The organism is Pedobacter antarcticus (assembly GCF_900112985.1).
GTDB classification, from domain to species: domain Bacteria; phylum Bacteroidota; class Bacteroidia; order Sphingobacteriales; family Sphingobacteriaceae; genus Pedobacter; species Pedobacter antarcticus.
In genome coordinates this window covers 42772-58492 of the sequence record NZ_FONS01000008.1, presented here as the reverse complement: position 1 = coordinate 58492, position 15721 = coordinate 42772, and the positions used below count along the sequence as shown (strand labels likewise).

Annotated in this window: 12 protein-coding genes; 9 read left to right on the top strand and 3 right to left on the bottom strand. The window is 41.4% G+C overall.

Annotation, left to right across the window (positions count from 1 at the left end; all coding sequences use genetic code 11):
• Positions 1-18 precede the first annotated feature (18 nt).
• Entirely contained in the window at positions 19-480 is a 462-nt protein-coding gene (locus tag BM192_RS15430) for a peptidylprolyl isomerase (RefSeq protein ID WP_037440755.1), read from the top strand.
• Positions 481-484: 4 nt separating this feature from the next.
• Positions 485-1024 (top strand): DUF5606 family protein, encoded by a 540-nt coding sequence (locus BM192_RS15425; RefSeq protein ID WP_037440756.1) that lies wholly within the window; start codon positions 485-487, stop codon positions 1022-1024.
• Between the two features lie 263 nt (positions 1025-1287).
• Here BM192_RS15425 and rlmH read toward each other — a convergent pair whose 3' ends face one another.
• Positions 1288-1761 (bottom strand): 23S rRNA (pseudouridine(1915)-N(3))-methyltransferase RlmH, encoded by a 474-nt coding sequence (gene rlmH / locus BM192_RS15420; protein ID WP_037440759.1) that lies wholly within the window; start codon positions 1759-1761, stop codon positions 1288-1290.
• A gap of 101 nt (positions 1762-1862) precedes the next feature.
• On the opposite strand from rlmH, the gene BM192_RS15415 reads away from it, so the two are divergent.
• Together BM192_RS15415 and BM192_RS15410 are read left to right on the top strand one after the other, a co-directional pair.
• On the top strand, positions 1863-3692 hold the full coding sequence (locus BM192_RS15415) for a MutS-related protein (protein ID WP_037440761.1): 1830 nt from the start codon (positions 1863-1865) through the stop codon (positions 3690-3692).
• Between the two features lie 84 nt (positions 3693-3776).
• Positions 3777-5111: a GH1 family beta-glucosidase gene (locus BM192_RS15410; protein WP_037440763.1), complete on the top strand. Its 1335-nt coding sequence runs from the start codon at positions 3777-3779 to the stop codon at positions 5109-5111.
• A 48-nt stretch (positions 5112-5159) separates the two neighbouring features.
• Here the strand turns inward: BM192_RS15410 and BM192_RS15405 are convergent, their stop codons facing one another.
• Positions 5160-7427 (bottom strand): aconitate hydratase, encoded by a 2268-nt coding sequence (locus tag BM192_RS15405; RefSeq protein WP_037440766.1) that lies wholly within the window; start codon positions 7425-7427, stop codon positions 5160-5162.
• 285 nt (positions 7428-7712) lie between these two features.
• Positions 7713-8330: a polysaccharide deacetylase family protein gene (locus BM192_RS15400; protein ID WP_037440768.1), complete on the bottom strand. Its 618-nt coding sequence runs from the start codon at positions 8328-8330 to the stop codon at positions 7713-7715.
• Positions 8331-8408: 78 nt separating this feature from the next.
• On the opposite strand from BM192_RS15400, the gene BM192_RS15395 reads away from it, so the two are divergent.
• The 5 genes from BM192_RS15395 to BM192_RS15375 all read left to right on the top strand — a co-directional run bounded on the left by BM192_RS15395 (position 8409) and on the right by BM192_RS15375 (position 15695).
• Positions 8409-9791 carry a TolC family protein gene (locus tag BM192_RS15395; protein ID WP_037440770.1) on the top strand — a complete coding sequence of 461 codons (1383 nt, stop codon included), beginning with the start codon at positions 8409-8411 and terminating at the stop codon, positions 9789-9791.
• A gap of 27 nt (positions 9792-9818) precedes the next feature.
• The gene (locus tag BM192_RS15390; RefSeq protein ID WP_037440772.1) at positions 9819-11171 is read left to right on the top strand and encodes an efflux RND transporter periplasmic adaptor subunit; all 1353 of its coding nucleotides are present in this window, start codon (positions 9819-9821) and stop codon (positions 11169-11171) included.
• A gap of 72 nt (positions 11172-11243) precedes the next feature.
• Positions 11244-12245, top strand: coding sequence for an NAD(P)H-dependent glycerol-3-phosphate dehydrogenase (locus BM192_RS15385; RefSeq protein ID WP_037440774.1), 1002 nt, complete (start codon positions 11244-11246; stop codon positions 12243-12245).
• Between the two features lie 121 nt (positions 12246-12366).
• Complete coding sequence (locus BM192_RS15380) at positions 12367-12672, top strand: hypothetical protein (protein WP_037440818.1); 306 nt, start codon at positions 12367-12369, stop codon at positions 12670-12672.
• Between the two features lie 242 nt (positions 12673-12914).
• Positions 12915-15695 (top strand): TonB-dependent receptor, encoded by a 2781-nt coding sequence (locus BM192_RS15375; protein WP_037440776.1) that lies wholly within the window; start codon positions 12915-12917, stop codon positions 15693-15695.
• Positions 15696-15721 lie beyond the last annotated feature (26 nt).

Below are 15721 nucleotides of genomic sequence, written 5' to 3'. Positions count from 1 at the left end.
GATTACAATAACGAAAATATGAGCAAAGCAATAATAAAAACAGAAAAAGGCGACATGACTGTCGAGTTTTATGAGAAGGATGCACCAAAAGCAGTTGCGAACTTTAAAAAATTAGCTTCAGAAGGATTTTATGATGGTGTTACTTTTCACCGTGTAATCCCTAATTTTATGGTTCAAACCGGATGTCCTAACTCTAAAGACGCAGCTACTGCGCATTTGGCAGGTACTGGTGGTCCGGGTTACAAAATTGATTGTGAGCTGTCAGGTGAGAACCAATTTCATGACCGTGGTGTCCTTTCTATGGCGCATGCAGGTAGAAATACAGGAGGATCACAATTTTTTATCTGTCACAGCAGAGCAAACACTGCGCACTTAGACAGAAACCATACTTGTTTTGGTAAAGTTATCGAGAACGTAGATCTTGTTGATGATATCAAACAAGGCGATAAAATTTTAAGTATTGAAGTTTTAGCAGATTAAGTATATGAATTTAAGAGGAATTGTAGCCGTATCCGGCAGACCAGGACTATATAAATTGGTTGGACAGAATAAAGCAGGTTATGTACTTGAAGGCTTAGATGCTCAGAAAGTTAAAATCGTAGCTAGTATTTCTTCCACTAAATTAGCATCACTGGAAGATATCACTATTTATGGTGAAGAAGAAGATCTGAAATTGGTTGATGTACTGGCTAATATCGCTGCGGTAAAAGGAGAAGTTCCTGATGCTAAGGCCGACGCAGCAGTACTTAGAGCTTTATTTGTTGATGTTGCTCCGGCACACGATCAGGATAAAGTTTATACTTCAGACATGAAGAAAATCGTTACCTGGTTCCATCTCTTAAAAGACCTTCCTTTATTTTCAGAGGAAGCTCCTGCAGGATTAGAAGGTCAGGAAGCCCCAAAAGCTGACGATAAAGTAGATAAAAAAGCTAAAGCAGCAACTAAGCCTGCAAATGCTAAAGCACCGAGCAAAGCTGCTCAGCCTGCTAAAAAGGTAAATATGACAAGTAAAAAAGGAGTTTAGTCTGCTTTTAACATAAAAAAACCGGGTTGTTTAGCTCCCGGTTTTTTTATGCCTTTAATTTCGGTTAAAACTTAAAAACATAACCAGATAACCAGAAAAGCAATAATAGAGATGACAATAGCAATTGTGTAGCTCCACCGGTCATTAGAATTGCTGCTTTTAAAACGATATTTTCTTTTAAAATCTGATGGTTGCATATTATCCTTCCTTTTTAGTTATTAATTCCTGTTTAATGATGCATCATTCTGCGGTTTTCCACAAATTTATTGATGATGGTACGGCTCGCCCTTTAATATACTGAATGCGCGGTAGAGTTGTTCCACAAAAAATAGCCTGACCATCTGATGGGAAAAGGTCATATCAGAGAGTGAGATTAAACCGTTAGCCCGCTGATATACCGATTCGTCAAAACCATAGGGGCCGCCAATGACAAATGTTAATTGCTGAACACTCCCGATCATCTGTTTGTTCAGATACTGTGCAAATTGTACGGAGGAGTATTTTTTACCTTTCTCGTCCATCAGAATTATAACATCGGGGTTACTGATCTGTTTCAGGATCAGTTCTGCTTCTTTACTTTTCTGCTGTTGTTCAGTCAGATTTTTGGTATTCTTTAATTCTGGTATGACCAGCAGGGTGAAACCTATATAGTGTTTCAGTCTTGACAGATATTTTTCGATGCCTTCAATCAGGTATTTGTCTTCAGTTTTGCCGACAACAAGCAGTGTAATCTTCATGCTTTTAGCTCAGTATAGTATGTATATTTTTATTTCTGCATAAAAACAGCCTGTTTCTAGCAGAAATAAGTTATAATCGCGTTTAGCGTAAAATCAAAGGTATGGTAAATTCCAGAGATAGTATTTTAAAGGACTATCAAAATAGCATAAATGCCCAGAAAACTGAAGTAGAAAGGCTTAAAAAGAAGCTCAATGCCATCTCTTTGTCGCGGCTGGGTTTGTTTGTGGCAGAGATTATCCTGGTGACACTCATTATTAGCATTGGCTTCCATCCAGTATTGGGTGTGGCTACAATTTTACCGGTTCTGATCTTTCTATGGCTCGTTAAAAAGCAAGTTAGAGTGGAGAACGAACTTAGTTATGCCGGTCAGCTCCTGACCATTTACGAAAATGAGGACAACCTGATTCGGCGCCATAAAAGTATTTATGCAGATGGTACAGCTTATGAAAATGAACTGCATCCCTACAGTTCAGATCTCGATATTTTTGGGAAAAGATCTTTATATGCGAAAGTGAACCGTGCAACTACAAGACTGGGTAAAGACCTGCTTGCCCAAAGTTTTTCAGTCCCCGCTGCTGAGGCCGATATTCTATTGCGGCAACAGGCGATTACAGAACTGAGTGGTAAAATTCAGGAAACCTTTCATTTTCGTGCTGGTTTGCAGGGACAGAAAGAAAATCAATTGGAAAATATAGCTGCAAAACTAGAAAATGACCTGCCAAAGCAGCTGGGATTTATAAAAGGTAAAGCGCTGCGGGTATATATTTCAATGGTTCCTTATCTTTCTCTGGCCGGGATTATTCTGGGCTATATTTATGGAGACCGTGCCTGGAGTCTTTTCGGGGTATATCTTTTTGTCAATATTTCTCTGGTCTTATATCGGTTCAAATTTATTAATCAACTTTATTACGGCTTTAGCGGAGGCTCTACATTGTTGAATTCATTATCCGGAACAATAAGATGGGTTGAAGAAGTAAACTGGCAAAGCAGCTATATCCAGCGTTTTACGATACAAGATGAGCAGGGTAAGCCTTTAAGCAGGCAGATCAAAGAACTTTCTGGTATTATCGTGTCATTCGATGCGCGCCTCAATGTTCTGGTGGGAAGTGTATTAAATCTGTTTATGCTGCATGATCTAAAGTGTGCTGTCCGTTTGGATAAGTGGTATATACAATCTGCTGCAGGAATGCTCAGAGGACTCGAAACGATTAGTCACTTTGAAGAACTGATATCACTCGCTACCTTGCGGCATAATGAACCAGAATGGGTATATCCGGTTATCAGCAATACTTTCCGTCTTGAAGCCCTAGCCTTGGGACATCCCCTGATTGACGAGAAAAACAGAGTAGTGAATAGCTATAGTTTTGAATCCAGGCCGACAGTAGATATTGTGACAGGGTCAAATATGGCAGGGAAAAGTACTTTCCTTAGAACTGCAGGAGTAAACATGGTGCTCGCTTATGCCGGAGCCCCGGTTTGTGCGCATTCTTTTAAAGTCTCAATTTTTAGTTTGCTTAGTTATATGCGTATTAAAGATTCGTTGAACGACCAAACATCCACCTTTAAAGCAGAACTGAATCGTTTAAAAATGATTTTGGATGGTGTTGCCCGAATGCCTGATGCGCTGGTACTGATAGATGAAATGCTGCGGGGTACGAACAGCAGGGACAAGTATTTGGGTTCTAAAGTTTTCATAGAACACCTGATCGGTAAAAATACACCAGCTTTGTTTGCCACACATGATCTGCAGCTTTCAGAAATGATCGGCGATCACCCCAAACAAGTGAGAAATTATCATTTTGATATTCAACTGGCAGAAGGGGAGATGAATTTCGATTACCTGCTGAAAACAGGCGCTTGTAAAACATTTAACGCTGCCATTTTACTCAAGGAGATTGGCTTGGAATTACCAGCATCTATGGATCTTTAACAGGATGTAAAGACCTGATGAAATAACATAGGCTTAACGCGGTGTTTAAATAACCTGTTGATATTTAACGTTATTCCGAAAAATATGAAAGCAGCCGATTTTGGGGACGATTTTGTCTGGGGTATCGCTATAGCAGCAGCACAGAATGAAGGAGCAGCAGATCTGGACGGTAAGGGGCCGTCGATCTGGGATGCTTTTGCCAGGCGTAGCGGCAAAATTAAGAGGGGCGCTGGTCCAAACCCGGGCTGTGACTTTTATCATCGCTACGCTGAGGATATTGCTCTTGTGAAAACCCTCGGGTTTGACACCTTTCGTTTTTCTATTTCCTGGCCGCGATTACTTCCTGAGGGTACTGGCAAAATAAATGAAGCCGGAATTAATTTTTACCATCGGGTTATCGATTGTTGCCTGGAGAACGGCCTTGTTCCTTATGTCACATTATATCACTGGGATTTGCCGGAGGCGCTTGAAAATGAAGGGGGCTGGGCAGCATATAGCGTCAATGGAGCGTTCAATACATTTGTGAGTCTTTGTGCGCAGACTTACGGAGATAAAGTTAAGAACTGGATCATTCTAAATGAACCCTTCGGCTTTACTTCCCTGGGTTATATGCTCGGCATTCACGCTCCTGGTCAGACAGGTGTTACCTCATTTTTTACTGCAGTACATCATGCCGCTATAGCACAAGCTGACGGAGGTCGTATTATACGTGCAGAAGTTCAAAATGCGCATATAGGAACGACGTTCTCCTGCTCTCAGGTGTTTCCCCATACTGATGCTGATAATGATCACCTGGCCGCATACCGAATGGATATATTACTCAACCGGATGTTTGTCGAGCCTCTTCTGGGGATGGGCTACCCGGGAATGGACTGGGAGGTGATGGAGAAATTTGCTATTTCGCATTCCACCTGGCGGCATACGGAGAAACTGGCTTTTGATTTTGACTTTATTGGATTGCAGAATTATTTTCCCTTAACTGTAAAATATAATGCTTTCGTACCAGTGGTTCAGGCATGGGAAGTAAAGGCAAAATCCAGACTTAAGCCGCATACAGCGATGGGTTGGGAAGTTAATCCCGACAGTTTTTATGCGATTATCAAACAATTTGCCGCGTACCCGGGAATACCAAAATTGTATATTACAGAAAATGGGGCAGCTTATGCTGACAAGCTTAAAGATGGAAAGGTCGATGATCAGGAAAGGATTCGTTATTTTGAATTATACCTGGGGGCTCTATTAAAGGCTAAGCAGGAGGGATTGAATATAGCGGGCTATATGGCCTGGACATTAATGGATAACTTTGAATGGGCTGAAGGTTATCAAACCCGTTTCGGCCTTGTTTACACCGATTTTAAAACCCAGCAGCGGATTATTAAATCTTCCGGTTACTGGTGGCAGGATTTCTTGCGAAAATAAAAAAAGCTGTCCTTTTTTGGGACAGCTTTTTTAGATGTTAAGTAAATATTAGCTCTTTACTTGTTTACGGATAATATTCAGCGCACCACCGGCTTTAAACCATTCGATTTGCTGTGCATTATAACTGTGATTTACAGGGAATTCTTCCTGAGTACCATCAGTATGGTGTAAAACAATAATTAATGGAACATTCGGAGCGAAAGTAGTCAGTCCTGTGATGTCGATAACATCATCCTCCTGAATCTTTTCATAATCTTCTTTGTTCACGAAAGTAAGACCAAGCATACCTTGTTTTTTCAGGTTAGTCTCATGAATACGGGCAAATGATTTTACCAATACCGCACGAACACCTAAATGACGAGGTTCCATTGCCGCATGCTCACGAGAAGAACCTTCACCGTAATTTTCATCACCAACAACAATTGAACCTATTCCAGCAGCTTTATAAGCACGCTGAGTTGCAGGAACCGGACCATACTCACCCGTTAAAGAATTTTTAACGTCGTCAGTTTTGTCGTTGAAGTAGTTGACAGCACCAATCAGCATGTTGTTAGAGATATTGTCCAGGTGGCCTCTGAATTTCAACCATGGGCCAGCCATAGAAATATGGTCAGTAGTACATTTACCTTTAGCTTTGATCAGTAGTTTTAAACCTTTCAGGTCTGAACCTTCCCATGGGGTGAATGGATCCAGTAATTGAAGACGGTGTGAAGTTGGAGATACCAGTACTTCAATACCACTGCCATCTGCAGCTGGTTGCTGATAACCTGCGTCATCAACAGCGAAGCCATTTGCCGGTAATTCAGAACCAGTTGGCTCATCAAGTTTCACCTGCTCACCTTTGTTGTTCGTTAAAGTATCAGTCAGGGGGTTAAAGCTCAGATCACCTGCTATAGCCAGTGCAGTTACCAGTTCCGGAGAACCAACAAAAGCAAAAGTGTTAGGGTTACCATCTGCACGTTTTGCAAAGTTTCTGTTGAAAGAGTGAACGATAGTGTTTCTCTCCTGTTTTTCAGAACCAACCCTGTCCCACATACCGATACATGGTCCGCAGGCATTAGTGAATACTTTAGCACCAATCTGGTTGAAAACATCCATAAAACCATCACGTTGAATGGTGAAACGGATTTGCTCAGAACCTGGGTTGATACAATATTCTGCTTTTGCAGTCAGTCCTTTCTCAGCTACTTGTCTTGCCACACTAACAGCTCTCGAAATATCTTCATAAGAAGAGTTTGTACAAGAACCAATCAGTCCGACTTCAATTTTCATTGGCCATCCGTTAGCGGCAGCTACTTCTTTCATTTTTGAAATAGGTGTAGCCAGATCCGGTGTGAACGGTCCGTTCAGGTAAGGCTCCAATGCAGAAAGATCAATTTCAATCAGCTGGTCAAAATATTTTTCAGGCTCAGCGTATACTTCTGCGTCACCAGTTAAATGTTCTTTAATTTCGTTTGCAGCGTCAGCAACATCAGCTCTGTTGGTAGCGCGTAAATAACGCTCCATACTTTCATCGTAACCAAACGTAGAGGTTGTTGCACCGATTTCAGCACCCATATTACAGATGGTACCTTTACCAGTACAGCTCATGCCAGTTGCGCCGTCACCAAAATATTCTACGATAGCACCTGTTCCACCTTTTACAGTCAGAATACCAGCTACTTTTAAAATTACATCTTTAGGAGAAGTCCAGCCGTTTAATTTACCGGTTAACTTTACACCAATCAGTTTAGGGAATTTAAGCTCCCAAGGTAAACCAGCCATTACGTCGCATGCATCAGCACCACCAACACCAATAGCTACCATACCTAAACCGCCTGCGTTTACTGTGTGTGAGTCAGTACCGATCATCATTCCACCTGGGAATGCATAATTTTCCAATACAACCTGGTGAATAATACCAGCACCCGGTTTCCAGAAACCGATACCATATTTGTTAGAAACTGAAGCCAGGAAATCAAAAACTTCTTTACTTTCTGTATTTGCTGCAGGTAAGTCAATTTCAGCACCCAGTTTTGCTGTGATCAGGTGATCGCAGTGTACAGTAGAGGGTACTGCAACTTTCGGTCTGCCAGCCTGCATAAATTGTAACAGTGCCATTTGGGCCGTAGCGTCCTGCATAGCTACACGGTCAGGTGCAAAATCTACATAGTCCGTACCCCTAACGTAAGAGGTATTTGTATTTTCATCCCAAAGGTGGGTATATAAGATTTTTTCTGAGAGTGTTAAAGGTCTGCCTACTAGTTTACGGGCCGCCTCAACCCGGGGTCCAAAGTTTGCATACACCTTTTTGATCATTTCTATATCAAAAGCCATTGATAAATGTGTTAAAAGGTAATATATTAAGAATTATTTATTGCGAATTTACAAAAAAAAACAGGGGTGTGGGTTGATAAGCAAATCATTATATTATTTATATATGTTCTAAATAATTGAATAATCATAACGATGGGGCAAATTAAGACCATAATCAGCGTGGTGTTCATTTTTAAAAAGCACTGTCCGGTACTGAACAGATGAAGGGCGGTTTTCCATTGAAAAGCCCTGTATCTGCTGTTGAGACACCTCTCATAATTCTGGCCTGAATTTTCTGTGCGGGTTTTAGAGTGTGCGGAAACTGTAGCCTTTTTTCTGTAGCGATTCAATGACAGCCGGCAAAGCTGTCTGCATCCTGTCGAACGCCTTTAAACTGTCGTGGAAGACAATAACAGATCCGTTTCTGGTGTAAGATAGCACATTGCTAATGCATTTTTCAGCGGAAATGGAAGTATCGAAATCTCCACTGAGTGTGTCCCACATAATAATCTGAAGGTCCGGATGGATTTTTCTGAGTGCCCGGATCTGTGATTTTTTGATCCTTCCGTAAGGTGGCCTGAATAGATTGGTGCCTGTCAGCTCCTGACACCGGATGAAATTAGTGACATATACATCCGTTGGAGTTTTCCAACCTTTCAAGTGATTGAAGGTATGATTGCCTATAGCATGACCTTCGGTTTTTAAACGCTCAAAAATATCAGGATGTTTTCTGATATTGTCACCAATACAGAAGAAAGTTGCTTTGCACTTGTAAGTTTTTAAAGTATTTAAAACAAACTCTGTAACAATCGGCATAGGGCCGTCGTCAAAGGTTAAGTAAACAACTTTTTCAGCGCGTTCCTTATGCCAGGTTAAGCCTTTGTAATACCACTTTAAAAGAAGGGGAGATCTGACCAGGTACATGGCCAAAGATAAAAATAAACCAGGATTTGCCACTGGTTAGCTGAAAAACATATTGTTTAAACAACGTATATATAAATTATGAAAACTTTTACGCCTAAGAGCCTGCGCGGGCCTGTTACCTTCAGTATGACATTATTGGTCGCTGCTCTCGGATTTAGCGGAACGGCTGCTGCCCAGGAAAAACTGACTATTCAGCAGGCAGTAGAAAGGATGTTGCAGAATAACCTGACTATTAAGCAAGCCGCTCTGAATGTTTCTACATCAGAAGTGAACTTGCAGCAATCGAAAGCAGCGCTTTACCCTTCACTTAACGGTGGTCTGGACAATAGTCTGAATTTTGGACGAAGTCTGAACACGGCCACAAATCAGCTGGTTAGTAATAAGTTTTATCAGGGTACGGGTAGTTTGAATGCATCGGTAGATCTTTTTGGTGGCTTTGCCAAACTGAATCAGATCCGTCAGAATAAGATTTTACTGGAGGCAGGAAACAGCAATCTGGACAAGATTAAAAATGATCTGACCCTGCAGGTTGTCACAGCATATTTTCAGGTGGTTTTTAATGAAGATTTATTGAAAGCTTCTAATGAGCAGCTGATCGTTGCGCAGGAAACTGAGGTAAGAGAGCAGGCACTGCTGGAGGCGGGAAATAAAACACTGGCAGATATCTCTCAGGCAAAGGCTCAGGCAGCGACTGCAGAATTAAATGTGACCAATGCGCAAAACCAGCTGACTATATCTTTTCTTACACTGTCTCAGTTAATGGAGATGCGTCCGGATTCTTCGAATTACGAGGTGGTTGCGCCAACTATTGTGGATATCGCAATGGCCCGTAAGAACTATAATGTCAATGAGGTTTATAACTCTTCACTCGCTATATTCCCTGATATTAAACTGGCTAAGTTAAACCGCGAAGCTGCCGAAAAGGGAGTGGCAGTGGCGAAAGGCGCTTTGAGTCCACGTATTTCCCTGGGTGGGGGAATCGGTTCCAGATATTCTTACCTTCTGGGTACAGGTTTGATGGGCTCCATCCCCAATCCGCATTTATTTGATCAGATCAGCAACAACTTTTTTCAGAACGTAGGACTTTCTGTTCAGATTCCTATATTTAACGGATTACAGGCAAGATCTAATGTGAAAAGAGCAAAAATAAATTATGAAGATTTTAAGATCCAGGAGCAGCTGGCAAAAAATAATTTGAATAAGGTAATTGCGCAGGCTGTTGCAGATTTGCGTGCCGCAGATAGTCGTTATAAGTCTAACGAAAACACATTTAATGCGCAAAAAGATGCATTTAATGTGATTGAGCAGCGCTATAATGTAGGTCTGGTTAACTCATTGGATTATAATACAAGCAGAACAAATAGAAATAAAGCAGAAATTGACCTGATCCAGGCAAAATACGACCTGTTATTCCGGTCAAAAGTTATTGATTATTACCTGGGGAACCAGATTACATTTTAACGCAATTCAAACTATAATTATCAAACGATGAAATTAAAACACATACTCATTGCAGTTGGCGTGCTGATTGCCTTACTGGTAGCAGCAAAAATGACCGGACTGATAGGAGGTGAAACAGTGGAAAAGGTTACTGTTGAGAAAGCAGAGGTCAGGAAAGTTATAGAAACGGTAACTGCCAGTGGAAAAGTACAGCCGGAGACAGAAGTGAAACTGAGTTCCGAGGTGTCGGGAGAAGTAGTTGAATTGCTGGTTAAAGAAGGTGATGTGGTTAAAAAAGGCCAGTTATTGTTTAAGATCAGACCGGATATTCTGCAATCTGGATATGATAAGGCCAGCGCTTCCTATAATTCTCAGAAGGCGAGTGTGAGTTCCGCTGAACAATTGTTGAAACAGTCTCAGGGTACCTTCGCAAACGAAGATGGAATCTATAAAAGGAATGTAGAACTCTTCAATAAAAAAGTGATCTCTGTTGCAGAATTTGATGCAGCCAAAGCCGCATATTCCACAGCAAGAACGAATCTTGAGAGTGCAAAACAATCTTTGATTGCTGCTAAATTTAATCTAGCACAATCAGGTGCCAATGTTCAGGAAGCGGGTGCCAATTTGGCTAAAGCAACTACTTTCGCTCCGGTAGATGGTGTAATTTCAAAGTTATCGGTTGAGCTTGGCGACAGGATCCTGGGAACAGCTCAGTTTGCTGGTACAGAGATCATGCGTATTTCAAACCTGAACTCTATGGAGGTGAACGTAGACGTAAATGAAAATGATATTAACCGTGTGAACGTAGGTGACAGTGCAACGATAGAGGTAGACGCGTTTGCTGATAAGAAATTTAAAGGAATCGTTACAGAAATTGCCAGTTCTTCTAAAGATGTGGGCACAACAACAACAACAGTTGACCAGGTGACGAATTTTGTTGTCAAAGTAAGAATCTCAGCAGATTCATACAGTGGCGTTCAGGGTGGTGCTAAAGATTTACCCTCGCCTTTCAGACCCGGATTATCGGCTACAGTTGATATTGAAAGTTCATCTGTGAACAGTCTTTCTGTTCCGATCCAATCCGTATTTACAAAGAGCGAAGGTGGCGGCAGCGACAAAGAACAGCAGGGAAATGACGCAAATGCAGATAAGCAGAAGTCAAAACTGACAGATAAAACTATTAAACAATATGTTTATACCTATGCAGGTGGTACAGTAAAACAAGTTGAGGTTACAACCGGTATTCAAAATGATCAGTTCATTGAGATCAAGAGTGGTCTGAAAGCAGGAACTGAAATTGTTAGCGGACCTTATTCTGCCATACAGAACCGTTTGAAAGATGGTGCGAAGGTAGAAAAAACTACTAAGGATCAGTTATTTGCAAATCCTGATAAAAAGTAAAAACGACGCTTCATAATAATTTAAGTAATTTGTCCCGGTTTAAAACATTAAACCGGGATTTTTTATTTGACTATGATGAGACCAAAAGTTGCAATGATTGGCGGCGGAAGCTGGGCGACGGCCGTTATCAAGATGCTTTCGGATAACCTTACCGAGAAAGACATATACTGGTGGCTGCGGGATACCGAAGTAATCGAACACCTTAAAAAATATAAACATAACCCTAAATACCTGAGCTCGGTCGAGATCAGGATACCTGAATCGCATATTTCCGATCAGCTGCCAGCTATACTGGAACCGGTAGACTACGTCATCCTGAATGTTCCGGCTGCATTTCTTAAGGAAAGCCTTCGCGGTGTAACGCCGGAGATGCTTGCCGGTAAGAAAATAGTTTCTGCAATTAAAGGAATCGTGCCAGATGAGAATCAGATTATAGGCGAATTCATGCAGGAAAAGTATGGCATTCCAAAAGAAGATCTGATAGTAATCAGTGGACCTTGCCATGCAGAAGAAGTCGCATTGGAGAAACTCTCATACCTGACTATCTCTTCAGTTACTTTGGAATATGCAGTTGAATTCTCTAAACTGCTTAATACAAGGTATATTAAAACTAATGTTTCAGACGATATTTACGGTACAGAATACGCTGCTGTGCTTAAGAATATCTATGCGGTAGCGAGTGGAATTTGTCATGGTTTGGGTTATGGAGATAATTTTCAGGCAGTGCTTATCTCTAATGCGGTCCGTGAAATGAAAGATTTTGTAGATGCTGTCCATCCAATTGACAGGGATATTAAAGAATCCGCTTATTTAGGTGATTTGCTTGTCACAGCCTATTCGCAGTTTAGCAGAAACAGAACTTTTGGTAATATGATAGGCAAGGGATACACGGTTAAGTCTGCTCAGCTCGAAATGAATATGATAGCTGAAGGTTACTATGCAACTGCCTGTATGCATGTGATTAATAAAAAGTACAAAGTTGATATGCCGATCAGCCGCGCAGTGTATGCAATATTATACGAAAAAAACTCGCCGCAGATAGAAATGAGGTTATTGACAGAAAAACTGATCTGATTTTATTCGGCCTGGAAATTGATTTAATACAATCGTGAAACCATCTTCAGGCCTGCTATATATCCTATACTGCAGGCTGCCTGATCTTAGCTTCATTACTGCTAAATTAAATTCTAAGAATATGAAAAAAACTTTTGTATTGGGTTTCTTCGCCCTAGCTCTGGCATCGGTATCTTTATCGGTACAAGCCCAGGAAAAAAAGACAGTTGGTCAGAAAATTGAAAACACCGCCAGTAAAGTAGGTAACAAAACAGCAGAAGTTGCTGTAAAGGGTACAGCTAAAGTTGCTGACAAAACTTATAAAGGTAAGAAAGCACCAGATGGTACAGATGTATATATTGACGGTAAAAACCGTAAATATTACGTTGATAAAAAAGGTGGTAAAGTTTATCTGAAAGCCTCTCAGATCAGAGACAGAGTAGACTAGTATACGCTAAGTTATTGTGATAACGCTAAATTTGCGTAAAAAAAAAAGACGTGTCAGCAATGGCACGTCTTTTTTGCTTTATAGCTGCTGCGGCTTTGTCTTATGTCCGGAATATAACATGATAATTTTCTGTAACTTAAGGGTTAGGTTAAATAAAGCACTAAATACGACTAAGTATGTAGTGTTTGTCGTTTAATCGAATATATTTGTTTGAGAATCATCTAATAACCTAAATCAATTCTATGAAAATTAAATTCTACTCAATTTTAACAGGTCTTACTTTACTGGCACTGGGCAGTCAGGCACAAACTATCCGGGGGGTCGTCAGCGATACATCGCAGACCATTATCGGAGCCACTGTTGCTGTTTCCGGAAATGGACCCAAAGCCGGTACTAATTCTGCCGGCCGTTATGAACTAAAATTGCCAAGCGCGGGCACTTATACCATTTCAGTTACTTATCTGGGCTATCAGGCGCAGCAAAAAAGAATCACTATAGGTGAACAGGAAACACAGACAGTAGATTTTTTCCTGTTGCCTAACAGCAATGAGCTGGATAATGTGGTTGTATTGGGCTCCAGAAGTGCACCAAGGTCTAACCTGGATACACCTGTTCCTGTTGACGTGGTTGATATAAGCAGGATCACTCAAAATATACCGCAGGTATCCCTCAACCAGATCCTGAATTTTGTGGCACCATCATTCACGTCTAATGTAATGAGCTTAACCGATGGAACCGATCATATTGATCCGGCGTCTCTGCGTGGTCTGGGCCCAGATCAGGTCCTGGTTTTAATTAACGGTAAAAGGAGACATACCACAGCTCTTGTAAATATCAATGGAAGTTTGGGTAAGGGTTCTGTCGGTACAGACATGAATGCAATTCCTACTTCTTCAATTAAACGGGTTGAGATCCTCAGGGATGGTGCTGCCGCGCAGTACGGATCTGATGCGATTGCAGGCGTGATTAATATTATCCTGAATAATGATGTCAATAAGCTTACAGCTAGTGTTTCAGGTGGCGGTTATACTGGTAAGCATTCCGATGGATTAGACGGGGAAACTGTACAAGCTAACGTCAATTATGGCGTCGCCCTGAATGATAAAGGTGGTTATCTGAATCTATCAGGATCATTCGACTACCGTGATTTCGCCTCCAGAACTACGCCATACAGAGGTGCAATCTATACGGATTATAATAATCCTTCACTCTATCCAACGCCAACGGGTGTGGATATTACAGATGCAGAACTAGCCCGCAGGGGTCAGAGCCGTTCAGATTTCGTTCCTAATATCGGCCAGTCCAGAAACAGGGGAGGAGCTTTATTCTTCAACTCGGTAATTCCTGTTGCACAGGATGCAGAAGTTTATGCTTTTGGAGGTGTTAATTACAGGAATGGAGTATCTACTGCGTTTTACCGTACACCGCGTCAGCTGAATCAGAATAATGCAGTAATTTATCCAAATGGATTCCTTCCTGAGATTATTACCAATAGTCTGGATCAATCTTTCGCAGTTGGTATCCGCGGGACTGTCGGTAAATGGAAGTCAGACTTCAGTAATACTTACGGCCGCAATGTGATCGATTTCAAAACCGGTAATTCAGTAAATGCATCTATGCTTACTGCATCTCCGACTTCCTTTGAATCGGGTGGATATGAATTCGCTCAGAATACCACCAATCTGGATTTCAGCCGTTTCTTTGAAGGACCATTAAAAGGAATTAACGTTGCTTTTGGATTTGAGAACAGATATGAAAATTATAAGATCAATCCGGGCGAAGAAAGCTCCTGGAGGAATTATGGCAATGCATTGCAAGTAGGTGTAGACGGTCAGGGTAAACCTATTCTGGTTTCCGATCCAAATGGAAATATTCCTACGCGTTTTGCACCAAATGGTGCAGCCTATGCCGGTGGTGCGCAAGGTTTCCCAGGTATCAATCAGGCTAATCTGACTAATGAATCCAGAAACTCTGTAGCAGCTTATGGCGATGTCGAATTTAATTTCACGGAAAAATTCCTCGTAGATGCAGCTGCCCGTTTCGAGAATTATTCAGATTTCGGTTCCACGGTGAATGGAAAACTGGCAGCGCGTTATAAGTTTTCAGATGTTTTCCTGTTGCGTGCAGCAGCGAGTACGGGTTTTAGGGCGCCGTCATTACATCAGCAGTATTTTAGCTCTACATCTTCAGTTTATGTGGATGGTAATATCGTAGAGTCGGGCACATTTGCGAATGACAGCCGTATTGCCCAGCTTCTGGGTATTCCGAAATTGAAACAAGAAACTTCAAAAAGTATTAGTGCAGGTTTTACTTCCAACCTGGGTAAACTGAAAATTACTGTCGACGGGTACTTCATTAGAATTAATGACCGTGTAATTTATACCGGACAATTCGTGGGTAATAATTCACCTACAGCTTCTGATCAGGATAAGGAGATTTTCAACCTGCTACGTCTGGCCAATGCAACAACGGCAAGGTTTTTCGCCAATGCAGTAAATACAGAGACCAAAGGTCTGGATGTTGTCTTGTCTTATAATGCAGCGCTGGGTAAAGGAAACCTACGTGCAGACTGGGCAACCACTTTTACCAAAACCAGTATTGTAGGCCCGGTTCATGCGTCTCCGCTGCTTGCAGGAAAAGAAAACATTTATCTGGATAATGCCAGCCGTATTCTTATCGAAAAAGTAACGCCGCGTATGAAATCCAATATTACATTTGACTACACAATTGGCAAATGGAATGCTTTTATCCGGAATGTATATTTTGGAAAGGTTGAACAGCCCACTAACGTAGATGCTAATCGTCAGGTGTTGACAGGCAGAGTTATTACCGACCTTGGTGCCGGTTATAACTTTACTAAAAGCCTGAAGCTAACAGTCGGTGCTAATAATATATTTGACGTATATCCTCAGGAATTATTATTGGGTTCTCAGGGAACTTCAGGTATTTTATATCCTAATCAGGCTCCGCAATTCGGATTCCTGGGCAGATATGTATTTACCCGTCTTTCTCTGACATTATAAAACACCGGTTTTTCTGTAAAGAATAT

What these genes read in the sequence shown, in the direction of transcription:
- rlmH (WP_037440759.1), bottom strand. Translation starts at nt 1,761, where the DNA reads ATGAAGATTACACTGCTTGTTGTCGGCAAAACTGAAGACAAATACCTG.
- BM192_RS15430 (WP_037440755.1), top strand. Translation starts at nt 19, where the DNA reads ATGAGCAAAGCAATAATAAAAACAGAAAAAGGCGACATGACTGTCGAG.
- BM192_RS15410 (WP_037440763.1), top strand. Translation starts at nt 3,777, where the DNA reads ATGAAAGCAGCCGATTTTGGGGACGATTTTGTCTGGGGTATCGCTATA.
- BM192_RS15415 (WP_037440761.1), top strand. Translation starts at nt 1,863, where the DNA reads ATGGTAAATTCCAGAGATAGTATTTTAAAGGACTATCAAAATAGCATA.
- BM192_RS15390 (WP_037440772.1), top strand. Translation starts at nt 9,819, where the DNA reads ATGAAATTAAAACACATACTCATTGCAGTTGGCGTGCTGATTGCCTTA.
- BM192_RS15405 (WP_037440766.1), bottom strand. Translation starts at nt 7,427, where the DNA reads ATGGCTTTTGATATAGAAATGATCAAAAAGGTGTATGCAAACTTTGGA.
- BM192_RS15400 (WP_037440768.1), bottom strand. Translation starts at nt 8,330, where the DNA reads ATGTACCTGGTCAGATCTCCCCTTCTTTTAAAGTGGTATTACAAAGGC.
- BM192_RS15425 (WP_037440756.1), top strand. Translation starts at nt 485, where the DNA reads ATGAATTTAAGAGGAATTGTAGCCGTATCCGGCAGACCAGGACTATAT.
- BM192_RS15395 (WP_037440770.1), top strand. Translation starts at nt 8,409, where the DNA reads ATGAAAACTTTTACGCCTAAGAGCCTGCGCGGGCCTGTTACCTTCAGT.
- BM192_RS15385 (WP_037440774.1), top strand. Translation starts at nt 11,244, where the DNA reads ATGATGAGACCAAAAGTTGCAATGATTGGCGGCGGAAGCTGGGCGACG.
- BM192_RS15375 (WP_037440776.1), top strand. Translation starts at nt 12,915, where the DNA reads ATGAAAATTAAATTCTACTCAATTTTAACAGGTCTTACTTTACTGGCA.
- BM192_RS15380 (WP_037440818.1), top strand. Translation starts at nt 12,367, where the DNA reads ATGAAAAAAACTTTTGTATTGGGTTTCTTCGCCCTAGCTCTGGCATCG.